This is a genomic window from Rhodococcus opacus B4 (assembly GCF_000010805.1).
GTDB lineage: Bacteria > Actinomycetota > Actinomycetes > Mycobacteriales > Mycobacteriaceae > Rhodococcus_F > Rhodococcus_F opacus_C.
Window position 1 is genome coordinate 1,689,371 of sequence record NC_012522.1, and the last position, 22,500, is coordinate 1,711,870.

Consider the following 22,500-nt stretch of genomic DNA (forward strand, 5'->3'; position numbering starts at 1 on the left):
CTGACGACAGCTTGACACGGGAGACCGGCGTGCACACCGAAGTTGGCGGACATTTCCGAGCGCCACCCTCCTCCCGTCCTTGTCGGACAACTCCCCTACGGTGGCGGTGTGACGTCGCCTTGGTCGGAGGGACAGGTCGCATCGGTCGCCCCCGATGCCGGCTCGCTCGCTGCCGCCGCAAAGCTGTCGGCCGCGTGGTCGCAGACGGGCAGCAACGGCCACGCACTCTGGGGTCTGTGCCAGGGCAGCGGCAAGAGCCCCTACCGGTCGGTCGTCGACCTCTCCGGGCCTGCCTACAACTGCTCGTGTCCGAGCCGGAAATTTCCCTGCAAGCATGCGCTCGGCCTGCTGCTGATCTGGTCGCAGGGCAGGGTCCCGGAGCAGAGCGAGCCCCCGTCGTTCGCGAACGACTGGCTCGGCCTGCGGGCCGGGCGGGCGGCCGCAGCGCGTACTGCGCCGCCGGCCACGACGTCCGCCGGCGCGAAGTCCGCGGAACGCCGGGCCGAGCGGGTGGCGGCGGGACTCGACGAACTCGACCTGTGGCTCACCGATCAGATCCGGGGCGGACTCGGCGCGGCCGACATCTCGGCCTCCGCGTTCGACGCCGTCGCGGCCCGGATGGTCGACGCGCAGGCGCCCGGAATCGCGTCCGCCCTGCGCCGCCTCCCGATCGTCGTGGCCACCCGGGCCGACTGGCCCGGCCGATTGCTCCGCGAATACGCCAGGCTGCACCTTCTCGTCGTCGCCCATCGGCGCCTGAGCGAGCTGCCGGAACCGTTGCAGGCGACGGTGCGCTCGCACGTCGGCTATCCGGTGGCCACCGACAGCGTGCGCGGCGAGCCGGGAATCCGCGACCGGTGGATGGTCCTGGGCATGCAGACCACCGAGGAGAAGCGCCTCTTCACCCGCAAGGTGTGGTTGCTCGGCCGTGACCACGGTCGCCGCGCGATCCTCCTGGACTTCGCGCACGGCTCCGCCCACTTCCCGACGGTGATCCCGCCGCTCGGCTCGCTCGTCGACGCCACCCTGCACTTCTACCCGGGCGCCGCGCCGCTGCGCGCCCAGTTCGGCGACACCCACGAGGCGCCCGAACCGTTCACCACGGTCGCACCGGGCGACATCGACACCGCACTCGACGACTTCGCCGCTGCGGTCGGCGCCGACCCGTGGATCCGCTCGTGGCCCGCCCTGCTCACCGGTGTCACCCCGGCATTCGACGGCGGGCACTGGTTCGTCGTCGACGCGCAGGGACGCGCGCTGCCGCTGTCCGGCGAGGACCCGGTCCTGTGGCGGCTGCTCGGAATGTCCGGGGGCAGTCCCGTCACCGTGTTCGGGGAGTGGACCAGCGACTCCCTCGTTCCCGTGTCGGTGTTCGATCGCGGCGACGTGTACCCGCTCGTGGCCGGCACACCGTCGACCGCGACGGCGAGGAGCCGGCGATGAGCGAACTCCTGTCCGCCGCCCTGCTCGGCACGGCACGATCGGCCCCCTCGTTCGAGGGTCTGGCCACCGGCGCACTGGCACAGTCGGTCGGCGGTGACCCGGCGGAGACCTTGCTCGGCGCCGCGGCGCTCGAAAACGCGTACCGCGACGGCGGCGTCGCCGCCTCCACCCGCGTGCTGCCGGCGCCCGCCGAGGACGATCCGCGGGTGCAGTTGCCGCCCGCGTCCGCCGCGCACCTGATGCAGTTGCTCGCCGCCAAGTCGTGGACGCTCACCGAGTGGTTCGCGGTGGTCGCCGAGCGGGGTTACCGCGCGCCGGACCACCTCGTCGCCGACCTGATGGCGGTGGCGCGCACGAACGACACCCACCGCGAGAGCATCCTGCGACTGGCGGGCCCCCGCGGTCAGTGGCTCGCCGCGCAGAACCCGGACTGGTCGATGCTGATCCGTCGGTCCGACCGCACCGACGTGTGGACGCACGGCGCGCACCAGGAACGACTGCTGTGGCTCACGACGATGCGGGCGGTGAACCCGGCGATCGCGATGGCCGAACTGCGCCGCACCTGGGATGCCGAACGCGGCGAGCACCGGGCGGCGTTCATCGCGGTCCTGGGGACGGGGCTCGGCGACGCGGACGCCGGCCTGCTCGAACACGCACTCGACGACCGGCGGAAAGAGGTGCGTCAGCAGGCGGTCCAGTTGCTGCGGCAGCTGCCCAACTCCGCGTACGCCGAGCGGATGGCCGCCCGTGCCCGCGCGTGGGTGCGGGTGGAGGCAAAGCCGCTGCGCACCCGTCTCGTGGTGAACATGCCCGGTTCCCTGGATGATTCGGCCCGTCGCGACGGAATCGAGGACGTCCACTTCAAGAACAAGGGCATCCGCAGCTGGTGGTTGCGGATGGTGGTCACCGCCGCCCCGTTGTCGGTGTGGGAAGGCATGATCGGCTCGGCCTCCAGCGCGTTGGAGATCCGGATCGAAGACCAGTGGCGGGAGGTGATGACGGAGGCGTGGACCAACGCCACCGTGCTCCAGCGCAATCCGCGCTGGGCGTCCGCCCTGCTGCACCGGGAGGGGCGGAAGACCGAACGTCGCGTGGTGCCGATCGTTCCCGCCCGCGAACGGCTCGCCTATATCCTGTCGGGCCACGCCGACAGCTACCTGCTGGGCGTGGACGGCGCCGCACTGTTCGAGGGGCTGCCCCACCCGTGGCCGCTCGACCTCGCCGCGCGGGTGATCGCCCGCCTCGAGGACGTGGCCGGGCGGCACGCCGAGACCGGCAAGGACCTCGGGCAGTTCTCCCGGCACAGCCACTACTCCACCCTCCGGAGCGCGGAGACGCATTTCCCGTTCACCGCGGCGCCGCTGTTCCGGGCGGCCGCCGAACGCACCCGCGACCCGGGCTGGCAGCAGGCGTTCGCCTCTGTCGCCGCCAACATCGACCATCGCAGAACAGTCCTGAAGGAGCTCGAGTGACCGAGATCGCGGCCGGCCCGGCCGACCTGCTACGACCCCACGCCGAGCAGGCCTACGCCGACGAACTCGCCGCCCTCGCCGCGCAGGACACCCGGCCCCGGCCACCGTCGTGGAAGTTGTCCCCGTGGGCGGTCGTGACGTACCTGCTCGGCGGCGAACTCGACGACGGCACCGCCATCACTCCCAAGTACGTCGGTCCCCGGCGGCTGATCGAGGTCGCCGTCGCGACGCTCGCCACCGACCGTGCGCTGCTTCTGCTCGGTGTGCCCGGAACCGCCAAGACGTGGGTGTCCGAACACCTGTCGGCGGCGGTGTCCGGCGAGTCGACCCTGCTCGTCCAGGGAACGTCGGGCACCCCGGAGGAGGCCATCCGATACGGCTGGAACTACGCGAGACTCCTCGCCGAGGGCCCGACCGCGGGCGCACTCGTTCCGTCCCCGGTCATGACGGCCATGCAAGGTGGACGGATCGCGCGGGTCGAGGAACTGACCCGCATTCCCGCCGACGTGCAGGACGCGCTCATCACCGTGCTGTCGGAGAAGACGCTGCCGATCCCCGAACTGGGCACCGAGGTGCAGGCCGCCCGGGGTTTCAACCTGATCGCCACCGCCAACGACCGCGACCGCGGCGTCAACGAACTGTCCTCCGCGCTGCGAAGGCGTTTCAACACGGTCGTCCTGCCCCTGCCCGCCAGCGAGGAGGACGAGGTCGCCATCGTCGCGCGGCGGGTCGAGGAACTCGGGTCCTCGCTGGAACTGCCGGAGGTCCCCGCGACGGACGACGAGATCCGGCGTGTGGTCACCGTGTTCCGGGAATTGCGGTCCGGCGCCACCGGCGACGGCCGCACCAAGCTGAAGTCGCCGTCCGGAACCTTGTCGACGGCGGAGGCGATCTCCGTCGTCACCAACGGACTCGCCCTCGCCGCGCACTTCGGGGACGGCGTGCTCCGTCCCTCCGACGTCGCCGCAGGCATCCTCGGATCCGTACTGAAGGATCCGGTGGCCGACCGGGTGGTGTGGACGGAATACCTCGAGGCCGTGGTCCGCGAACGGGAGGGCTGGGCCGACTTCTACCGGGCGTGCCGCGAGGTCACCGGGTGAGTTCGGACATCCGTGTCTTCGGCATCCGCCACCACGGGCCCGGTTCGGCACGATCGGTGCGTCGCGCGCTCGACGAGTTCGCTCCCGACGCCGTCCTGATCGAAGGGCCCGCGGACGCCGATCCGCTGGTCGCGTTGACCGCGTCCGACACCATGGAACCCCCGGTGGCGTTGCTCGCGTATGCCACCGGCGAACCCCGGACGGCGGCGTTCTGGCCGTTCGCCGTGTTCTCGCCGGAGTGGCAGGCGCTGTCGTGGGCGGCCGGACACGGCGTCGACGTGCGCTTCTGCGACCTCCCGGCCGCCAACACCCTCGCCGCCGACCGCGCCGAGTCCCGTTCCGAGGATCCGCTGACAGCGTTGGCCGCGGCGGCCGGCTACGACGACACCGAACGCTGGTGGGACGCCGTCATCGAATCCGGTTCGGGGGCCGACGCGTTCGATGCGATCACCGACGCCATGACCGCACTGCGGGACACCGTCGACCTCGACGAGCCGACCAGCAGGCGCGAGGCGTACATGCGCCAGACCCTGCGGAAGGTGATCAAGGGCGGTGCCGAGCGGATCGCGGTGGTGTGCGGCGCCTGGCACGCCCCGGCGCTCGCGGGCCCCCTCGGACCGGCCACCGCGGACGCGCGAATCCTCAAGGGAATCCCCAAGATCAAGACCTCACTGACATGGGTGCCGTGGACGCATTCACGGCTGTCCACGGCGTCCGGATACGGCGCCGGCATCACCTCCCCCGGCTGGTATCACCACCTGTTCACCGCCCCGGACCGCACGATCACCCGATGGCTCACGAAGGTCGCGGGGGTACTGCGGGACGAGGACCTTCCGGTGTCGAGTGCGCACGTCATCGAATCCGTCCGTCTCGCAGACACGTTGGCCGCATTGCGGGCGCGGCCGCTGGCCGGTCTCTCCGAGGTCACCGAGGCCACCCGCGCCGTGATGTGCGACGGGGACGACGTCCTGCTCGACCTGATCACGCGTCGCCTCGTCGTCGGCGAATCCCTCGGCGCCGTCCCGGACGACACCCCGACGGTTCCTCTCGACGCCGACCTGCGGGCCCGGGCGAAGTCCCTGCGCCTGAAACAGCAGTCCACCGAGAAGACCATCGACCTCGACCTCCGCCGGGACAACGACGTCGCGCGGTCCCGGCTCCTGCATCGCCTGCAGATCCTCGGTGTCGGCTGGGGCACCCCGGCCGACAGCGACGTCCGCGGCACCGGCACGTTCCGTGAGACGTGGTCGCTGACCTGGCACCCCGAACTGGCGGTGTCGATCATCGAGGCGTCGCTGTGGGGCACCACCGTCGAGGCCGCGGCCACGGCGAAGGTGCGGGAGGAGGCGGCGGCCGGCGACGTCTCGCTTGCCCGGCTCACCGGGCTGCTCGAGCAGGCGCTGCTGTCGGATCTCGGCGACGCCCTGGCCGAACTGTTGCGCGGGCTGGAGACCGCGGCCACGCTCGACCACGACGTCATGCACCTGATGGACGCGCTGCCCGCGCTCACCCGCACCCTGCGGTACGGCGACGTCCGCGGAACCGACGTCTCGTCCTTCGTCCGCGTCACCGACAGCCTGCTCGTCCGCATCTGCGCGGGACTGCCGTCGGCGATGTCCGGTCTGGACGACGACAGCGCCCTCGACCTGCGCCGCGCCGTCGACGACGTCCACGCGGCGGTGATGTTGCGCGACGACGACCGCGCGTCGGCGCGGTGGCTCGGCACCCTCACCGGCCTCGTCGACCGCAGCGACGTGAACGGCCTCGTGATCGGGCGCATGGTCCGACTGCTTCGCGACGCGGGCGCCGTCGGCGAAACCGAGGCCGCCACCCGGCTGTCGCGGGCGCTGTCCGTCGGCGCCGACCCGTCCGCCAAGGCGGGGTGGGTCGACGGCTTCCTCGGCGGCGGCGGGCTGCTGCTGGTTCACGACCGGCAACTGTTACGACTGCTCGACGGGTGGGTGTCGGGGCTGCGCGAGCAGGATTTCGTCGACGTGCTGCCACTGCTGCGGCGCACGTTCGGCAGCTTCGAGACCGGGGAACGCCGGGCCATCGGACAGTCCGTGGAGGGTGGCTCCACAGCCGATGCTCCCGCCGGAGTCGATGCCCGGCGCGGCACCGTGGCGATCCGGACCGTCGCCGACATCCTGGGAGTGACGTCGTGACCAAGGACGCGGAACGGCTGCGACGGTGGCGGCTGCTGCTCGGCAACGCCGCCGAGGAATCCACCGGCGGACTGACGTCCAGGACGGACGCGGCGATGGACGGCGCACTGGCCGCGCTGTACGACACCGGCAGCGAGGGGTCGAAGAGCCGCCGCCGGGGTGCGGGTCTCGGCGGATCGGCACCGAAGGTCGCGCGCTGGCTCGGCGACATCCGCACCTATTTCCCGAGCAGCGTCGTGCAGGTGATGCAGAAGGACGCCATCGACCGGCTCGGCCTCACCCAACTGCTCCTCGAACCCGAACTGCTCGACGCCGTCGAACCGGACGTCCACCTCGTCGGCACCCTGCTGAGCCTGAACCGGGTGATGCCCGAGACCAGCAAGGCCACCGCCCGGATGGTCGTCGAGAAGGTGGTCCGGGAGGTGGAGGACCGGATCGCGCAGAAGACCAGAACCGCTGTCACCGGTTCCCTCAACCGCGCGGCCCGCACCACCAATCCCAAGTACCGCGACATCGACTGGCATCGCACCATCCGCGCCAACCTCGCGCACTACCTGCCCGAGCACAAGACGGTGGTACCCGAACGGCTCCTCGGCTACGGCCGACGGTCGCAGGCCGTGCACCGCGACGTCGTCCTCGCGATCGACCAGTCCGGCTCGATGGCGTCGAGCGTCGTGTACGCGTCCGTGTTCGGGGCGGTGCTCGCGTCGATGCGCGCGCTGAAGACGTCGCTGGTCGTGTTCGACACGGCGGTCGTCGATCTCACCGACAAGCTGTCCGATCCCGTCGACGTGCTGTTCGGCACGCAACTCGGCGGCGGCACCGACATCAACCGGGCCATCGCCTACAGCCAGTCGCTGATCGACAGACCGGCGGAATCGTTGTTCGTGCTGATCTCGGACCTGTACGAGGGCGGGATCCGCGCGGAGATGCTCCGCCGGATGGCGGCGATGAAGAACGCCGGGGTGCAGGTGGTGGTGCTGCTGGCGCTGTCCGACGACGGCGCGCCGTCGTTCGATCACGACAACGCGGCGGCCCTCGGCGCGCTCGGCATCCCAGCGTTCGCCTGCACCCCGGACAAGTTCCCGGAACTGCTGGCGCTCGCCCTGGAACGCGGCGACATCGGCAGGTGGGCGGACGGTCTCCAGCAGGGGTGACGGCGGGTCAGCCGGCAGCCATCCGGCGCTCGCTGTGCAGTTCGGGGTGCGCGTCGGCGCGGATCCTGAGCAGGACCAGGCCGGACACCGACGCGACGATCAACGACGCGACCGTCCACGGGACGTGCAGTTCGGAGATCCCGACTCCCGCACCGACGAGTCCCACGACGAGCAGGCTCCACATGATCGCTTTGACTGGACCGGACCCCATGACAACGCTCCTTCACCGAGATACGTACATCCCCCGTGAGTTCTGATGTGCGCGCAGAACGTTAGCTGCGTCACACGGGGGTCCTCGTGCGACACGTCGAAAACGCTCTTTCCGATACCAATCCGAGACCTGGACCCGTGAGTACTTGTCAACCGCGGGCGGTTGACAAGTACTCACGGGCGCAGCTAGATGATGCTGATGACCCCCTGCGTGGTTGCCGCCGCGAGCACCCGCAGGTGGTCGTCGGAGCCGCCGAGGGTGTGCTCGATGGCGGTCAGCCGGCTCACGTAATGCCCGACAGGGTACTCGGCGGTCATGCCGATGCCGCCGTGCATCTGGATCGCTTCCTGCCCGATCGTCCGGGCCGACCGGCCGATCTGCAGCTTGGCACGGGACGCGACCACCGGGTCCACGGTTCCGTCGGCCAGCGACATCGTCGCGTAGAGACTCATGCTGCGGGCCAGTTCCAGCAGCACATACATGTCGGCCGCACGGTGAGTGAGCGTCTGGAACTTCGCGATCGGGACGCCGAACTGCTTGCGGGTCTTCAGGTACTCGGTCGTCAGCCGCAACGCCTCCTCCATCGCGCCGACGGCCTCCGCACACAGTGCGGCCTGCGCCCGGATGTGTGCGCCCTCGATCGCCGCGGACGCGTCGCCGCCCTCACCGAGGGGCTCCGCCGGGGTGCCGGACAGTTCCACCTGCGCGGCCCGCAGCCCGTCGTGGGTCGCGTACGGGGTGCGGGTCAGACCGGTCGCGTCGCCGTCGACGAGGAACAGTCCGACCCCACCGTCCGGGAGTGCCGCGGTGACGACCAGCGTGTTCGCGCTGCCGCCGTGCGGAACGGGATTCTTCGTGCCCGTCAGGGTCCACGCGCCGCCGTCCCTCGTCGCGGTCGTGGACACCCGGGCCGACGGCCAGCGCACACCCGGTTCCCGATCGGCGAAGGCCAGCAGGAGGTTGCCCTCGGACACGTCCGGGAGAATCCGGCGACGCTGCTCCGTGCTGCCGGCGGCGGCGATCAGGCCGCCCGGCACGAGCACGGCGTCGAGGACCGGTTCGGGCGCGAGGCGGCGGCCGATCTCGGTCATCACCGATGCCACCTCGACCGGTCCGGCGCCCATTCCACCGTCTTCCTCGTCGAAGCTCAGACCCAGCAGCCCCACCTCGGCGAGTTGCTTCCACACCTGCGGGCTCCACCCCTGCTCGGTGTCGGTGACGGCGTTGCGCTTCTCCGCGTCGTAGCTACGGCCGAGCAGTTCCCGGGTGGTGTCGCGCAGCAGTTTCTGTTCGTCGGTCAGTTCGAAGTCCATGTCACGCCCTCACAATCCGAGGATCGAGGAGGCGATGATGCTGCGCTGCACTTCGCTCGATCCGCTGTAGATGGAAACCTTGCGGTAGTTCAGATAGGTCGGTGCCGTTCGCTGCGCCCAGAGCGGTGAGGAGATGCCGTCACCGGCGGCGAAGGGAAGGGAGTCGGGTCCGGCGACGTCGGTGAGCAGTTCGAGCGTCGCCTGCTGCAGTTCGGACCCGCGGAGCTTCAGCAGCGACGACGCCGGGTTCGGCTTGCCGTCGGCCGAACTGGCGACCACCCGCAACTGGGTGAGCTCGAGCGCGATGATCTCGTTCTCCAGTTCCGCGATGCGGGCGGCGAACAGCGGGTCGTCGAGCAGTGCCCCCTCGCCGACCGAGATCTCCGCGGCGCGCTTCTTCGCCTGCGCGAGCCGGACCTTCGAGAATCCCAGGCGGGTGACGCCGGCGCGCTCGTTGCCGAGCAGGAACTTGGCGTAGCTCCAGCCCTGGTTCTCCTCGCCCACGAGATTCTCGGCGGGCACTCGCACGTCCTCGAAGAAGACCTCGTTGACCTCGTAGCCTCCGTCGATCAGCTTGATCGGGCGCACCGTGACACCCGGCGTCTTCAGGTCGACGAGGATGAACGAGATGCCGGCCTGCTTCTTGGGGGCATCCGGATTGGTGCGGGCGAGGACGAAGATCCAGTCGGCGTGCTGCGCGAGCGTGGTCCACGTCTTCTGGCCGTTGATGACGTAGTCGTCGCCGTCGCGGACCGCGCGGGTCTTCAGCGACGCGAGGTCGGAACCGGCCTCGGGTTCGGAGAATCCCTGGCACCACCAGATGTCGAGGTTCGCGGTCGCGGGAAGGAACTTCTCCTTCTGCTCCTGCGAACCGAAAGCCGCGATGACGGGGCCGACCATGCTGGTGTTGAATGCGAGCGGCTCGGGCACCGACGCGAGTTGCAACTCGTCGAGCCAGATGTGCTTCTGAACCGGCGTCCAGTCGCGGCCGCCCCATTCGACCGGCCAGTGCGGCGTCGCGAGCCCGTTGGCGTTCAGAATCCGCTGAGACTCGATGAAGCCTTCTTTCCCGACTTCTTCGCCACGCGCGTACCGCTCGCGGATCTCCGCCGGAATCTGCGTGGTGAAGAACGTTCGCATCTCTTCGCGGAACGCCAGCTCCTCGTCGGTCAAGGCCAGATTCATCGGAATTCCTTCGCACTCGAGGTCGGATTCATGTTCTGGTCCCGACCGTACCCCCACCTCCCGCGGAGCACCACGACCAACCCGGTTGTAGTCATATCGACTACAACAGTGCTACGGTTTTGTAGTCACTACGACTACAAGGAGTTCCCGTGATCGCACCACTCGTCGACTGGCTGAATTCGGCCGCGGTGACATCGTTCGGAACCACGACGAGCTGGGCCGAAGTCCTCGGGTTCGCGTCGGGCGCGGTGTGCGTCTGGCTCGTCGCCCGGCAATCCGCCTGGAACTGGCCGATCGGAATCGCGAACAACCTGGTCTGGATCCTGCTGTTCTACGCAGCCGGACTCTTCGCCGACTCGGCCCTCCAACTGGTCTACATCGCGCTCGCCGTGGCCGGGTGGACCCGGTGGATCCGCGGCCGTGCCGGAAACCCGTTGCCCGTCACCGGAACGTCGCCGGAAGAATGGAGGTGGCTCGCCGGAGCCGGCGTCGTCGGCACTGCCGCCTTGACCGTGCTTCTGCACACGGCGACGTCGTCCACGGTCCCGTTCTGGGACGCCGTCACCACAGCCCTGTCGCTGCTGGCCACCTGGGGACAGGTGAACAAGCGCTGGGAATCGTGGGTGCTGTGGATTGCGGCCGATCTCGTCTACGTCCCGCTGTACCTGCACAAGGGCCTGACGCTGACGGCCCTGCTGTACGTCGGCTTCCTCGCGCTCTGCGTCCGCGGGCTCCTCGCGTGGCGCAGGTCTTCGGAACTCCCCGCCCCCGCGACGACCGCGGGCAGGTGACCGACATGCACGACAACGCACTCGTGATCGGAAAGTTCTATCCCCCGCACGCCGGGCACCACCTGCTGATCCGGGAGGCGGCGCGGGTCGCCGCCCGGGTCACGGTGGTGGTGATGGCGTCCCGGGTCGAGTCGATTCCCTTGGCGGACAGAGTGTCCTGCCTCGCCGAGTCGCATGCGCGGGACCGCACGGTGACCGTGACCGGCATCGCGTGCGACGCCCCGATGGACCTCGCTTCGCGACCGGTGTGGGCCGCCCAGGTGGCGTGCATGCGCGCCGCGGTGCGACAGGTCACCGGCATTGCCGTCGACGTGGTCGTGTCGAGCGAGAAGTACGGCGACGAACTCGCCCGCTGGTTCGACGCCGTCCACGTCCCCGTCGACCCCGAGCGGGTCCGGTTTCCGATCTCGGGAACCGCCTGCCGAGGTGACCTCGCCGGCAACTGGGAACACCTCGACGCGCCTGCACAAGCGCTGCTGACCACCCGGATCGTGGTACTCGGCGCAGAATCTACCGGCACCACCACCGTCAGTCACGCACTGGCGCAGCACTTCCGGTCCCGGGGCGGGATCTGGCAGCGCACGCACTGGGTTCCGGAATACGGTCGAACGGCAACTGCGGACAAACTGGCGAGAGCCCGCGCCACCGACACGGCCGCCGGCGTCGACGACCTCGTGTGGACCGGGCAGGATTTCGCCGACATCGCCCGCATCCAGAACGAGTGGGAGGAAGCGGCGGCGCGATCGGGGTCGCCCGTGACGATCTGCGACACCGATGCCGAAGCGACCACCGTGTGGGAGCGGCGCTACCTCGGCCCCGACAGCACCCGGGCGGAAGAGCACCGACCGGGACGCCACGCCTTGTACCTCGTTACCGACCACGTCGGTGTCCCCTTCGTGCAGGATGGGTTGCGTGACGGAGAGTCGATCCGGGAGGAGATGACTGGGTGGTTCGTCGATGCACTCACCACCGCCGGGCGGTCGTGGGTGATGCTGACCGGGAGCCGGGCAGAGCGCCTCCACCTCGCGACGCAGGTCACCGAACAGGCACTCGCCCACCGATCGACGTTCGCCGCACCACTGGAAGGTTGACAGTGTACGACGCAACCGAATATCCACCGTTCGCCGTGACCGTCGATCTCGCGATGTTCACGCTGCGCGGCCCCTCGCTGTCCGTCCTGCTGGTCCGGCGCGGCGAGGAACCGTTCCAGGGGATGCCCGCGCTGCCCGGGGGTTTCGTTCACGCGGACGAGTCGGCGGAGGTCGCGGCGCGGCGCGAACTGGCGGAGGAGACCGGGCTCGACAGCTTTCCCGGTCACCTCGAGCAGTTGGCGACGTACAGCGAGCCCGGCCGCGACCCGCGCATGCGGGTCGTCTCGGTGGTGTTCGTGGCATTCGCGCCGAATCTGCCGGAGCCGTCCGCCGGCTCCGACGCCGCCGACGCCTTCTGGATTCCGATCGGGGACGCCCTACGCGAGTCGCTGGCGTTCGACCACGCGCAGATTCTCGCCGACGCCCTCGAGCGGGTGCGCTCGAAGCTCGAATACACGACTTTGGCAACCCATTTCGTGGAGTCCCCGTTCTCGATCCGGGACCTCCAGACGGTGTACGAGGCCGTGTGGGACATGACGTGGGACCGCGCGAACTTCCGCCGCAAGGTCCTGGGAACGCGAGGGTTCGTCGAACCCGTCGAGGGGGTGGCCGACGCCGCGTCCACGGGCGGCAGGCGCGCCCAGCTGTACCGGCCGGGCGACGCCACTACCCTGCACCCGCCGATCCCCCGCCCGTGAGTACTTGTTAACCGCCGGCGGTTAAGAAGTACTCACGGGTGGCGGAGCCGCACCACGAGCAGGAACGCGCCCCCGGCCGCGTCGATCTGCGTCTCGACGTTCAGTTCCGGTGCGAGACGGGACAACCGGTCGAGCAACCATTCCGACGCATCCTCGGCGTCCGATCTGCCCGGGCACCGCGCCACCGCCACCCGCCCACCCTTACGGCCGAGTTGTTCGACGACACCGATGATCGGGGCGGGATCGACGACGAACAACCGGTCGGGCCACGGCACGACCGGTTTGACGGCGCCCTTCTTGGTGTTGCACGCACGGTGAGCGAGGCGTTCGACGCCGCCCTTCGCCTTGGCCTTCTTCGCGGTGACGACACTGTCGATGCTGGGGCCGCGCGGGTCGTTGACCGACATGTCGGGATCTACCGGTTCGTCACACAACCAACAGCGCCACGATTCGCGGTCGCCGACCTCTCGAAGAGTGCTCATGGGCGCCAACGCTACCCGTGGGCTTGGACGGGATCGAAGCCGGAGATCAGCCAGTCGTCACCGGACTTGGTCAGTTCGACGGCGATGCTCGTCTGCGTCACCGCCGGTTCCGGCTTCGCGGCGCTGGTGGTGGTTTGGTCGACGAACAGCAGCACCGTGGCTGTGTCGGCCGCCACCTCGACCGGACCGGACGCTGCCACCGTGGCCTGCGTGGCGACCCGACTCTCCTTCGCCGCCGGGACGACGACGTCCGTCGTGAACTGCGTGTAATAGTCGAGGAACTCCCCGGTCAGGCGTGCCTTCGCGGCGCCGACGTCGTTCTCCACCGTGTCCGGCCCGTACGACAGCAGGGCGACCGCGCCCTGCGACGCGGTGTCGGTGACGGCGGCGCGAACGGTGTCGTCGACACGCTGGTCGGGCCGGTACAGCGTGACGTACAGCACCCCGGCGAGCACCGCCGTGACGACGGTGAGCGCGCCGAGGATCAGGAGGAGCCTGCGCGACTTCGGCGCTGCGTCGGTACTCACTGCACGAACCCCGCCTTCACGATCTTGTACGTGCCGTCCTCGAGTTGCATCGTGACCCGCATCCTCTGACCACGGGGCTCTTCGGCGGCCCCACCCGCATTCGACACCTTCTGGGCGACCGCGACGAGCACGTCGGCGGAGTCGCCGTCCTGCCTCTCGATCGCGGCCTGGCGCACCTCCCCCACCGATTTGACCCGAGCCTCCTGCATGACCGCGATGAGATCCTTCGAGCGGGCTTCGAACTCGTCGCGGAATTCGCCGGCCGAGCCGTCGAGCACCTTCTGCACGTCTTCGTCGGCCCGCTCGAAATCCATCGTCGTCAGATTCACGACGCCCTGGCGCGCGGCGTCCACGATCTCGGACCGCTGCTGCGCCTCCTGCTCCGCCTGCCGGTGCGTGTAACCGAAGTAGCCGCTCACCGCGAGGAACGCGAGCGCGAGAACGGACAGAATCGCCACACCTGCGGTGACGGCGGGCGTCCGGGGCTCGGGGGCAGCGTCCTCGTCGGGGGCCACTTCCACCATGGGGTTCCTTTCGTCGCGCCTTACCTCTGTTACCTGGATCACGTCATGCTACCGGGTAGTCATATCAAATATTTTTCGCATCGGCACCTCGGCAGATCCGTGGGCGGAAAGGCGCGTGGGAGACCCCGCGTACCGCCCGTGATCATTACTGTTGAGGAGAAGGCAGGCGACTCGAAGGGGATCCACGATGACCAGCGATTCAGGCGCACGCAGCCGCGTGCAGTTCGGTGCCGGGGCGACTCCGGAACTCGTCAGTTCCGAGGGACGGACCATCATCGCGGACGCCGTCGTCGCCAAGATCGCCGGCATCGCCACACGTGAGATCAACGGCGTCTACGACGTGGGCGGCGGCACCGCGCGTGCCGTCGGCGCCCTCCGGGACCGGATACCCGGTGCCCGCGTCAACCACGCCCAGGGCGTCGCCGTCGAAGTCGGGGAGAAACAGGCCGCCATCGACATCGGTATCGTCGCCGAATACGGCGTCGCACTGCACGAACTCGCGGTCGGCATCCGGCGCAACGTCATTGCGGCCGTCGAGCGCATGACCGGACTCGAAGTGACCGAAGTGAACATCACCGTCTTCGATGTCATGCTTTTCGACGAATCCGAGGCCGCGTCCGAGCTCGACGGCAAACCGAGGGTGCAGTGACCGGACCGCTCGCACCGGACACCCACGCGGAGGACATCTCCGAACGCATCGTCGCCGCCGTCCTCGCGACCCCCGGAGTGGCAGCGATGCACGGCGGCGCATTCGGCGAAGTCGCGACATACCTGCCCGGACGCCGGGTGACCGGGGTGACCGTGGGCCCCACGTCCTGTGCCGTCCATGTCGCGGCGCGCTACCCCGCCAACGTCGTCGACACCGCCGACAGGGTGCGGGCCGCAGTGGAAGCGCTGGTGGACGTCCCCGTCGACGTGATCATCGAAGATCTCCTGACAGAGACAGGACAAGCTCAATGAACAGCACAATCACAGGCCTGATCGTCGGATTGCTCCTCGCCATCGCCGGTATCCTCGGCGGTTTCAGCGGATTCGTCTTCGCCGTCCTGCTCGGCGCGCTGGGTATGGCCGTCGGCGCGCACCGCGACGGGCACCTCGATCTCGGTGCCATCCTCCGAAGCCGCGGCCGTGGCTGAACCGTCCACCGCGCCCCCCGCCGGCCCCCGGGACGACGCGGCGCTCGACGACACCGCCCAGCGCGGCGAGTTGGTCATCAAGGAACGCGCCGTCGTGAAGATCGCCGTCGCCGCGGCGCTCCAGGTGCCCGGCGTCGTCAAGCAGTCCGGCGGACTGTCGCGGCTGACGGGCCGGGAACTCCCCCGCGCCGACGTCTCGACGGGAGCGGACGCCGTCGCGATCAACCTGTACATCGCGGTGCAGTGGCCGTGCCACCTCGATCTGCTGGGTCGCAGGCTCCGCGCGCAGGTCCACCGCCAGGTCGCGCAGATGACCGGCATGCCGGTCATCGAACTCAACATCGTGGTCGTCGGAACGGAATCCACGTCGCCCGAAGACAGCGGGGCCGACAGCCTCTACTCCGAACAGGGCGATCCGACGGTGCCGCCCGCACCGGTGGCGCCGATCCGGCCACGCACGCCGCGCGCGACGCCCGCCGCCGTGCCCGCCGCGATCGTCGTCGCGGTCGCCGCCCTCGGTCTCGCAGTCGTCGCCGCGCGCGAACTGCTCATCATGCGCGGCACCTTCGCCAACGCGCCATGGATCCGCAACACCGCGCAATGGCTGGGCCGGCTGCACTGGTCCGACTGGATCGTCCCCGTCGCCGTCGGCGCGATCGTGCTGGGAATCGTGTTCATCGTCGCCGCCCTCAAACCGCGGCCGCGCACCCACCTGCCCCTCGCGGTGGGTGACACCCCGATCGTCTGGCTGCGCCCCACCGACCTCGCCCGCAATTCCAGTAGTCACGCCAACACCGTCCCCGGGGTGCTGTCGGCGCACACGACAGTCGACCGCAAGCACGTCACCGTCCGCGTGGTGCGCACCGAGTCGACACCCGCCGCAGATGTGGCCATCTCCGTCCGCGAGGCCGTGGAGCCGACGCTGTCGCTGCTCGGCACGTCCCCCGAACTCCGAGTGCAGGTGAAGCCGTGACGCATCGGACCGCCGCAGTCAACCGGCTGATCGTCCTGCTCGTCGGGCTCGCGCTCCTCGGATTCGGCGCGTACGCCATCGCCTGGGACCTGCAGGTTCCGATCGTCCGGGAGTGGGTGTCGCGGTACGACCGCGCACGCGTCACCGCGCTTCCCGACCAGGACTGGTGGGGCTGGGCCCTCGCCGCGACAGTTGTCGTGGGACTGGTCTTCGGGATCGTGCTCCTCGCACTCGACCTCACCCGACGGCGCACGTCCCCCGTCGCCGTACCGGATCGCGAATCGGGCACCTACGTCACTGTCGACCTGGGCTCCCTTGCGGGCGGGGTCGCCGCCGAACTCGGCCAGTACCCCGGGGTCCGGCAGACGCGGGCCCGCGCCGTCGTCGAACGTGGGCTCCCCACCCTGTCGATCGTCGTGACCGCCGACCCGACCCTCGACATCCACGACTTCACCCGCAAGTCGGAGGACGTCGCATCGTGGGTCGCGTCGACACTCGGCAGTGAACCGGTCGCCACCCAGGTGCTGCTCCACCTCGATCGCGCCGACCAGCCGGTACACACCGAAAGCTGATACGGGACGGTCCGGGCTCGGTAGGTTCTCGCCATGGAGTATGTGGTGTTCTACGCAACCGATCGCGCCGCCGCCGACCGGATTCCAGAGGTGTATCCACGGCACCGGGAGTACCTCGACGCATTCGCCGCGGACGGCGGGATCCTCGGGATCGGACCGTTCGACGACCCGGCGAGCAACGGCTCGATGGCCGTGTTCAGCAGCCGCGAACGGGCGGCACAGTTCATCGCACACGACCCGTTCGTCCTCGAAGGGATCGCCCATCCCAGCGACATCCGGGAGTGGGACGCGCTGAACTACCGCTGAAACGCCGATGGCGCCCACCCCGGAGGGTGAGCGCCATCGGCGTTGGTGAAGCTAGATCACTTGTTGATCTTCGTGACCTTGCCGGCGCCGACCGTACGGCCGCCTTCGCGGATCGCGAAGCGCAGGCCCTCGTCCATGGCGACGGGCTGGATCAGCTTGACGGACATCTCGGTGTTGTCACCGGGCATGACCATCTCGGTGCCCTCGGGCAGCGTCACAACGCCCGTCACGTCCGTGGTACGGAAGTAGAACTGCGGACGGTAGTTGTTGAAGAACGGCGTGTGGCGGCCGCCCTCGTCCTTGGACAGGATGTACGCCTGGCCCTCGAACTCGGTGTGCGGGGTGGTGGTGCCGGGCTTGACGACAACCTGTCCACGCTCGACATCTTCGCGCTTGATACCACGAACCAGCAGACCGACGTTGTCGCCCGCCTGGCCCGAGTCGAGGAGCTTGCGGAACATCTCGATACCCGTGACCGTGGTCTTGGTCTTGGTTTCCTTGATGCCGACGATCTCGACGTCCTCGTTGACGTTGATCACGCCACGCTCGATACGACCGGTGACGACGGTGCCACGACCGGTGATCGTGAAGACGTCCTCGACGGGCATGAGGAAGGGCTTCTCGGTCTCGCGAACCGGGTCCGGGATGGACTCGTCGACCGCAGCCATGAGCTCGAGGATGTTCTTGGTCCACTCCGGGTCGCCCTCGAGCGCCTTGAGTGCGGAGACCTTGACGACCGGAGCGTCCTCGTCGAACTCCTGCGCAGCGAGGAGCTCACGGACCTCCATCTCGACGAGCTCGATGATCTCGTCGTCGTCCACCATGTCGGCCTTGTTCAAGGCGACGAGGATGTACGGCACGCCGACCTGGCGGGCGAGCAGCACGTGCTCACGCGTCTGGGGCATCGGGCCGTCGGTGGCCGCGACCACGAGGATGGCGCCGTCCATCTGCGCCGCACCGGTGATCATGTTCTTGATGTAGTCGGCGTGACCGGGAGCATCGACGTGCGCGTAGTGGCGCTTCTCGGTCTGGTACTCAACATGCGAGATGTTGATCGTGATACCGCGAGCCTTCTCCTCAGGAGCCTTGTCGATCTCGTCGAAGGCCGAGGCCTCGTTGAGATCCGGGTACGCGTCATGCAGAACCTTGGTGATGGCCGCGGTCAGCGTGGTCTTGCCGTGGTCGACGTGACCGATGGTGCCGATGTTCACGTGCGGCTTCGTCCGCTCGAACTTCGCCTTCGCCACTGTGTGTCCTCCTGGACTGATTGATGCTTGCGGTATGCAGCAGTGCGGTTGTTATTACTGGGTCGTGCTTCGGCCGGCTGGAACCGAGGTTACTCGCCGGTCGCCTTGGCGATGATTTCCTTCGAGACGTTCGCGGGAACCTCTGCGTAGGAATCGAACACCATGGAGAAGTTCGCCCGGCCCTGGGTCTTCGACCGCAGATCACCGATGTAACCGAACATCTCCGAGAGCGGAACCAGCGCCTTCACGACACGGGCACCACTGCGTTCCTCCATGGCCTGTATCTGGCCACGGCGGGAGTTCAGGTCGCCGATCACGTCACCCATGTACTCCTCGGGTGTGGTGACCTCGACAGCCATGAGCGGCTCGAGAATGACCGGGCCGGCCTTGCGGGCGGCTTCCTTCAGCGCCTGCGAACCGGCGACCTTGAAGGCCATTTCCGACGAGTCGACGTCGTGGTACGCACCGTCGAGCAGCGACAGCTTCAGGTTCACCAGCGGGTAGCCGGCGAGAACGCCGTACTGCATCGCGTCCTGCGCGCCTGCATCCACGGAGGGGATGTACTCGCGAGGGATGCGGCCACCGGAGACCTTGTTCTCGAACTCGTAGGAGGCACCGTCTTCGCCGACGAACGGCTCCAGCGCGATGATCACCTTGGCGAACTGGCCCGAGCCACCCGTCTGCTTCTTGTGGGTGTAGTCGTGCTTCTCGACCTTCTTGGTGATGGTCTCGCGGTAGGCGACCTGCGGCTTGCCGACGTTGGCCTCGACCTTGAACTCGCGACGCATACGGTCGACGAGGATGTCGAGGTGGAGCTCGCCCATGCCGCCGATGACGGTCTGGCCGGTCTCTTCGTCGAGTTCGACGGAGAACGTCGGGTCCTCTTCGGCGAGCTTCTGGATCGCGGTGCCCAGCTTCTCCTGGTCGGACTTGGTCTTGGGCTCGATCGAGACCTGGATGACCGGGTCCGGGAAGCTCATGGACTCGAGCACGATCGGGGCGTCCTGTGCACACAGGGTGTCACCGGTCGTGGTGTCCTTCAGGCCGATCATCGCGTAGATGTGGCCGGCCACGGCCTCGTCGACCGGGTTCTCCTTGTTGGCGTGCATCTGGAAGAGCTTTCCGATGCGCTCCTTCTTGCCCTTGGTCGCGTTCATGACCTGGGCGCCCGGATCGATCCGGCCGGAGTACACGCGGACGAACGTCAGCTTGCCGAAGAACGGGTGCGAAGCGATCTTGAAGGCCAGAGCCGAGAACGGCTCTTCCTTGCTCGGCTTACGCGTGAGGACCTCTTCTTCGTTGCCCAGGGCGTGACCCTGGACCTCGCCGATGTCCAGCGGGTTCGGCAGGTAGTCGATGACCGCGTCGAGCATGGGCTGAACACCCTTGTTCTTGAACGCGGAACCACACAGCACCGGGTACAGCTCGGAGTTGACCGTCATCTTGCGGATGGCGCCCTTGATCTCCTCGACGCTGAGTTCCTCGCCGGCGAAGTACTTCTCCATGAGCTTCTCGTCGGACTCGGCAACCGTCTCGAGCAGCTTCTCGCGGTACTCGGCAGCCTTGTCTGCGAGATCGGCCGGGATCTCCTCGATGGTGGGCTCGGCGCCGATGGCGACCGTGCCACGCCAGGTGACAGCCTTCATCTCGACCAGGTCGACGACACCGTCGAAGTCGTCCTCCGCGCCGATCGGCAGCTGCAGGACGAGCGGCTTCGCGCCGAGGCGATCGATGATGGTCTGGACCGTGAAGTAGAAGTCCGCGCCCATCTTGTCCATCTTGTTGACGAAACAGATGCGCGGAACGTCGTACTTGGCGGCCTGACGCCACACCTGCTCCGACTGGGGCTCGACGCCCTCTTTGCCGTCGAACACTGCGACGGCGCCGTCGAGCACGCGGAGCGAACGCTCCACCTCGACGGTGAAGTCGACGTGGCCCGGCGTGTCGATGATGTTGATCTGGTTGTTGTTCCAGAAGCAGGTCACCGCGGCAGAGGTGATCGTGATGCCGCGTTCCTTCTCCTGTTCCATCCAGTCCGTGGTCGAGGCACCGTCGTGCGTCTCACCGATCTTGTAGTTGACACCGGTGTAGAACAGGATGCGCTCGGTGGTCGTGGTCTTGCCGGCATCGATGTGCGCCATGATGCCGATGTTGCGGACCTTGTTCAGGTCGGTCAGCACTTCCTGTGCCACAGGATTCTTCCCCGCTCGTAGCTCGTGTATCGGGTGTCGGCCTCCCCGGTGTTCCACCAGCGGGGCCATTGTCTCGAGTTGTAGATCAGCCGGTCCCCGGTAGGGGCCCGACGTGCGACGACGCCGGAGCAGTCACGGTAGGTGACTGCTCCGACGTGACGTCACCAGCGGTAGTGGGCGAATGCCTTGTTGGCTTCGGCCATCTTGTGGGTGTCCTCGCGACGCTTCACAGCGGCACCCAGGCCGTTGCTGGCGTCGAGCAGCTCGTTCGCGAGACGCTCGACCATCGTCTTCTCACGGCGCTGCCGCGAGAAGGTGACCAGCCAACGGAGTGCGAGGGTGGTGGAGCGACCCGGACGAACCTCGACCGGCACCTGGTAGGTGGCGCCACCGACACGGCGGCTGCGCACCTCGAGGGCGGGCTTGACGTTGTCCAGGGCGCGCTTGAGCGTGACGACCGGGTCGGTGCCGGTCTTCTCACGCGCGACCTCGAGCGCTTCGTACACGATGCGCTCGGCGGTGGACTTCTTGCCGTCCAGGAGAATCTTGTTGACGAGCTGCGTCACCAGGGGCGAACCGTAGACCGGGTCGTTGATGAGCGGACGCTTCGGAGCGGGGCCCTTACGTGGCATTAGCTCTTCTCCTTCTTGGCGCCGTAGCGGCTGCGGGCCTGCTTGCGGCCCTTGACACCCTGGGTGTCGAGGGAGCCGCGGATGATCTTGTAGCGCACACCGGGGAGGTCCTTCACACGACCACCGCGGACGAGCACCATCGAGTGCTCCTGCAGGTTGTGGCCCTCGCCCGGGATGTAAGCGGTGACCTCGACGGAGCTGGTCAAGCGCACACGCGCGACCTTACGGAGCGCCGAGTTCGGCTTCTTCGGGGTGGTGGTGTACACGCGGGTGCACACGCCACGACGCTGCGGGCTGCCCTTGAGGGCTGCCGTCTTGACCTTCGCGGTCTTGTCGCGGCGGCCCTTGCGGACCAGCTGGTTGATGGTTGGCATTTACCGGCTTTCTTCGTGTTGAACAGACTGCTCTGGACAAGCAACCTTGGCTGTTCTGAAATTAGGGATCTAGCAGTTGGGGCAAGAGAGCTGCTGCCCCTCACCCGCACCTCGAGCTGCACCCGAGGTCGGGTGTGTCGCATACCCCCACACAGGCAGCCGGATGCTCGTTCCATGCAGAAATCTGCACGAACGCGCGCACGGCAATACCTCGCTAGGCACACAGATCGGCCCGGGCATGCCGGACACGACCCACAACGATACCCGGCGGCGCGCCGGAAGGTCAAAGTGGGCGGACAATGGTAAAGGCTGACCTGCGATGTCGGGAACTGCTCGGAGCTGTCGGTACGGGCAAGGGCACATCAACTACTCAGATTGAGCGTCAGATCGGCTAGCGTCGATGCCGCCTGGCACGGGTCTGCCGCCCCCGTCTGGAACTGTACCCACCAGCCGACGATCCCCGCGGAGGGCGACCCGACCGTCACTCCGCACGCCCCCGGATCGCTGGGCGGACGCATCACGACGGCCCTGCGCCCCTGGATGGTGGACGCTTCCACCGTGTAGCCGAGCTTTTCCGCGGTCGACTTCTCCGTGTCGAGGGAGCCCGTCTCGAACCAGTTGAACGTCACCTTCACGGGACCGTTCGCCCCGACCGCGTCCCAGCGGCAGATCGCACCGAAGAAGCCCCGTTCGATGGCGTCGGCGCCGACGGTCTGCGCGATCTGTTCGTCGGCGACCGCGTTGCACTCCTCGAGCAAGGCCGTGAACTGTTCGGTGTTCCCCGAGGAGGAAGCACCCTCCACCGTCGGTGAGCCCTCGATCGTCGACCCGCACCCCGCGATCAGCCCGACCACGGTGGCCGCGGTCAGCACCCGCGCGGCGCGCCACGTCCGCCTGCCCATCACTCCC

Annotated in this window: 25 protein-coding genes; 14 read left to right on the forward strand and 11 right to left on the reverse strand. The window is 68.3% G+C overall.

Features of this window, described 5'->3' with window-relative positions:
* The first annotated feature begins 108 nt into the window (after positions 1-108).
* From ROP_RS07845 to ROP_RS07865, 5 genes are read left to right on the forward strand one after another with little or no spacing between them, the layout of a single operon-like run.
* On the forward strand, positions 109-1,443 hold the full coding sequence (locus tag ROP_RS07845) for an SWIM zinc finger family protein (protein WP_012688803.1): 1,335 nt from the start codon (positions 109-111) through the stop codon (positions 1,441-1,443).
* Positions 1,440-2,915, forward strand: a complete 1,476-nt coding sequence (locus tag ROP_RS07850) for a DUF5691 domain-containing protein (protein WP_012688804.1) — start codon at positions 1,440-1,442, stop codon at positions 2,913-2,915. The genes ROP_RS07845 and ROP_RS07850 overlap by 4 nt, the downstream gene beginning before the upstream one ends.
* Entirely contained in the window at positions 2,912-4,015 is a 1,104-nt protein-coding gene (locus ROP_RS07855; protein ID WP_012688805.1) for an ATP-binding protein, read from the forward strand. The genes ROP_RS07850 and ROP_RS07855 overlap by 4 nt, the downstream gene beginning before the upstream one ends.
* Positions 4,012-6,180 (forward strand): DUF5682 family protein, encoded by a 2,169-nt coding sequence (locus ROP_RS07860; protein WP_012688806.1) that lies wholly within the window; start codon positions 4,012-4,014, stop codon positions 6,178-6,180. Before ROP_RS07855 ends, ROP_RS07860 begins: the two co-directional genes overlap by 4 nt.
* Positions 6,177-7,337 (forward strand): VWA domain-containing protein, encoded by a 1,161-nt coding sequence (locus tag ROP_RS07865; protein ID WP_012688807.1) that lies wholly within the window; start codon positions 6,177-6,179, stop codon positions 7,335-7,337. Before ROP_RS07860 ends, ROP_RS07865 begins: the two co-directional genes overlap by 4 nt.
* 7 nt (positions 7,338-7,344) lie before the next feature.
* Here the strand turns inward: ROP_RS07865 and ROP_RS07870 are convergent, their stop codons facing one another.
* The 3 genes from ROP_RS07870 to ROP_RS07880 all read right to left on the reverse strand — a co-directional run bounded on the left by ROP_RS07870 (position 7,345) and on the right by ROP_RS07880 (position 10,046).
* Complete coding sequence (locus ROP_RS07870) at positions 7,345-7,548, reverse strand: hypothetical protein (protein WP_012688808.1); 204 nt, start codon at positions 7,546-7,548, stop codon at positions 7,345-7,347.
* A gap of 185 nt (positions 7,549-7,733) precedes the next feature.
* Positions 7,734-8,861, reverse strand: a complete 1,128-nt coding sequence (locus ROP_RS07875; protein ID WP_012688809.1) for an acyl-CoA dehydrogenase family protein — start codon at positions 8,859-8,861, stop codon at positions 7,734-7,736.
* A gap of 9 nt (positions 8,862-8,870) precedes the next feature.
* Complete coding sequence (locus ROP_RS07880) at positions 8,871-10,046, reverse strand: acyl-CoA dehydrogenase family protein (RefSeq protein WP_012688810.1); 1,176 nt, start codon at positions 10,044-10,046, stop codon at positions 8,871-8,873.
* A gap of 149 nt (positions 10,047-10,195) precedes the next feature.
* Here ROP_RS07880 and pnuC point away from each other — a divergent pair, with 149 nt between their 5' ends.
* From pnuC to ROP_RS07895, 3 genes are read left to right on the forward strand one after another with little or no spacing between them, the layout of a single operon-like run.
* Positions 10,196-10,837 carry a nicotinamide riboside transporter PnuC gene (gene pnuC / locus ROP_RS07885; protein ID WP_012688811.1) on the forward strand — a complete coding sequence of 214 codons (642 nt, stop codon included), beginning with the start codon at positions 10,196-10,198 and terminating at the stop codon, positions 10,835-10,837.
* Positions 10,838-10,842: 5 nt separating this feature from the next.
* A complete protein-coding gene (locus tag ROP_RS07890; RefSeq protein WP_043826361.1) occupies positions 10,843-11,928 on the forward strand; it encodes an AAA family ATPase in 1,086 nt (361 codons plus the stop codon).
* 2 nt (positions 11,929-11,930) lie between these two features.
* Positions 11,931-12,626, forward strand: coding sequence for an NUDIX hydrolase (locus tag ROP_RS07895; protein WP_012688813.1), 696 nt, complete (start codon positions 11,931-11,933; stop codon positions 12,624-12,626).
* 32 nt (positions 12,627-12,658) lie between these two features.
* Here the strand turns inward: ROP_RS07895 and ROP_RS07900 are convergent, their stop codons facing one another.
* Genes ROP_RS07900 through ROP_RS07910 form a run of 3 tightly spaced genes read right to left on the reverse strand, consistent with a single transcriptional unit; the run spans position 12,659 to position 14,159 of the window.
* On the reverse strand, positions 12,659-13,108 hold the full coding sequence (locus ROP_RS07900; protein ID WP_012688814.1) for a hypothetical protein: 450 nt from the start codon (positions 13,106-13,108) through the stop codon (positions 12,659-12,661).
* Positions 13,109-13,119: 11 nt separating this feature from the next.
* Complete coding sequence (locus tag ROP_RS07905) at positions 13,120-13,635, reverse strand: hypothetical protein (RefSeq protein WP_012688815.1); 516 nt, start codon at positions 13,633-13,635, stop codon at positions 13,120-13,122.
* On the reverse strand, positions 13,632-14,159 hold the full coding sequence (locus ROP_RS07910; protein WP_043824396.1) for a hypothetical protein: 528 nt from the start codon (positions 14,157-14,159) through the stop codon (positions 13,632-13,634). Before ROP_RS07910 ends, ROP_RS07905 begins: the two co-directional genes overlap by 4 nt.
* A gap of 187 nt (positions 14,160-14,346) precedes the next feature.
* Between ROP_RS07910 and ROP_RS07915 the strand changes: the two genes are divergently transcribed.
* From ROP_RS07915 to ROP_RS07940, 6 genes are read left to right on the forward strand one after another with little or no spacing between them, the layout of a single operon-like run.
* Positions 14,347-14,808 carry an Asp23/Gls24 family envelope stress response protein gene (locus tag ROP_RS07915; RefSeq protein ID WP_005252221.1) on the forward strand — a complete coding sequence of 154 codons (462 nt, stop codon included), beginning with the start codon at positions 14,347-14,349 and terminating at the stop codon, positions 14,806-14,808.
* Positions 14,805-15,119, forward strand: coding sequence for a hypothetical protein (locus ROP_RS07920; RefSeq protein WP_012688817.1), 315 nt, complete (start codon positions 14,805-14,807; stop codon positions 15,117-15,119). The genes ROP_RS07915 and ROP_RS07920 overlap by 4 nt, the downstream gene beginning before the upstream one ends.
* Positions 15,116-15,295 carry a hypothetical protein gene (locus ROP_RS07925; RefSeq protein WP_005252219.1) on the forward strand — a complete coding sequence of 60 codons (180 nt, stop codon included), beginning with the start codon at positions 15,116-15,118 and terminating at the stop codon, positions 15,293-15,295. Before ROP_RS07920 ends, ROP_RS07925 begins: the two co-directional genes overlap by 4 nt.
* Positions 15,288-16,268, forward strand: a complete 981-nt coding sequence (locus tag ROP_RS07930) for a DUF6286 domain-containing Asp23/Gls24 family envelope stress response protein (protein ID WP_012688818.1) — start codon at positions 15,288-15,290, stop codon at positions 16,266-16,268. The genes ROP_RS07925 and ROP_RS07930 overlap by 8 nt, the downstream gene beginning before the upstream one ends.
* Entirely contained in the window at positions 16,265-16,840 is a 576-nt protein-coding gene (locus ROP_RS07935) for a hypothetical protein (protein WP_012688819.1), read from the forward strand. The genes ROP_RS07930 and ROP_RS07935 overlap by 4 nt, the downstream gene beginning before the upstream one ends.
* Positions 16,841-16,885: 45 nt before the next feature.
* Positions 16,886-17,146 carry a YciI family protein gene (locus ROP_RS07940; protein ID WP_231868872.1) on the forward strand — a complete coding sequence of 87 codons (261 nt, stop codon included), beginning with the start codon at positions 16,886-16,888 and terminating at the stop codon, positions 17,144-17,146.
* Between the two features lie 56 nt (positions 17,147-17,202).
* Here ROP_RS07940 and tuf read toward each other — a convergent pair whose 3' ends face one another.
* From tuf to ROP_RS07965, 5 genes are all read right to left on the reverse strand, one after another.
* Positions 17,203-18,393, reverse strand: coding sequence for an elongation factor Tu (gene tuf / locus ROP_RS07945; RefSeq protein ID WP_005252203.1), 1,191 nt, complete (start codon positions 18,391-18,393; stop codon positions 17,203-17,205).
* Between the two features lie 89 nt (positions 18,394-18,482).
* The gene (fusA, locus tag ROP_RS07950) at positions 18,483-20,585 is read right to left on the reverse strand and encodes an elongation factor G (RefSeq protein WP_012688821.1); all 2,103 of its coding nucleotides are present in this window, start codon (positions 20,583-20,585) and stop codon (positions 18,483-18,485) included.
* Between the two features lie 161 nt (positions 20,586-20,746).
* On the reverse strand, positions 20,747-21,217 hold the full coding sequence (gene rpsG, locus ROP_RS07955) for a 30S ribosomal protein S7 (protein ID WP_012688822.1): 471 nt from the start codon (positions 21,215-21,217) through the stop codon (positions 20,747-20,749).
* Positions 21,217-21,591, reverse strand: a complete 375-nt coding sequence (gene rpsL / locus ROP_RS07960) for a 30S ribosomal protein S12 (RefSeq protein ID WP_005252198.1) — start codon at positions 21,589-21,591, stop codon at positions 21,217-21,219. The genes rpsG and rpsL overlap by 1 nt, the downstream gene beginning before the upstream one ends.
* Positions 21,592-21,953: 362 nt before the next feature.
* A complete protein-coding gene (locus ROP_RS07965; protein WP_043824397.1) occupies positions 21,954-22,493 on the reverse strand; it encodes a DUF3558 domain-containing protein in 540 nt (179 codons plus the stop codon).
* Positions 22,494-22,500 lie beyond the last annotated feature (7 nt).

What these genes read in the sequence shown, in the direction of transcription:
- rpsL (WP_005252198.1), bottom strand. Translation starts at nt 21,591, where the DNA reads ATGCCAACCATCAACCAGCTGGTCCGCAAGGGCCGCCGCGACAAGACC.
- ROP_RS07965 (WP_043824397.1), bottom strand. Translation starts at nt 22,493, where the DNA reads ATGGGCAGGCGGACGTGGCGCGCCGCGCGGGTGCTGACCGCGGCCACC.
- ROP_RS07880 (WP_012688810.1), bottom strand. Translation starts at nt 10,046, where the DNA reads ATGAATCTGGCCTTGACCGACGAGGAGCTGGCGTTCCGCGAAGAGATG.
- ROP_RS07890 (WP_043826361.1), top strand. Translation starts at nt 10,843, where the DNA reads ATGCACGACAACGCACTCGTGATCGGAAAGTTCTATCCCCCGCACGCC.
- ROP_RS07870 (WP_012688808.1), bottom strand. Translation starts at nt 7,548, where the DNA reads ATGGGGTCCGGTCCAGTCAAAGCGATCATGTGGAGCCTGCTCGTCGTG.
- ROP_RS07915 (WP_005252221.1), top strand. Translation starts at nt 14,347, where the DNA reads ATGACCAGCGATTCAGGCGCACGCAGCCGCGTGCAGTTCGGTGCCGGG.
- ROP_RS07925 (WP_005252219.1), top strand. Translation starts at nt 15,116, where the DNA reads ATGAACAGCACAATCACAGGCCTGATCGTCGGATTGCTCCTCGCCATC.
- ROP_RS07910 (WP_043824396.1), bottom strand. Translation starts at nt 14,159, where the DNA reads ATGGTGGAAGTGGCCCCCGACGAGGACGCTGCCCCCGAGCCCCGGACG.
- ROP_RS07850 (WP_012688804.1), top strand. Translation starts at nt 1,440, where the DNA reads ATGAGCGAACTCCTGTCCGCCGCCCTGCTCGGCACGGCACGATCGGCC.
- ROP_RS07875 (WP_012688809.1), bottom strand. Translation starts at nt 8,861, where the DNA reads ATGGACTTCGAACTGACCGACGAACAGAAACTGCTGCGCGACACCACC.
- rpsG (WP_012688822.1), bottom strand. Translation starts at nt 21,217, where the DNA reads ATGCCACGTAAGGGCCCCGCTCCGAAGCGTCCGCTCATCAACGACCCG.
- ROP_RS07900 (WP_012688814.1), bottom strand. Translation starts at nt 13,108, where the DNA reads ATGAGCACTCTTCGAGAGGTCGGCGACCGCGAATCGTGGCGCTGTTGG.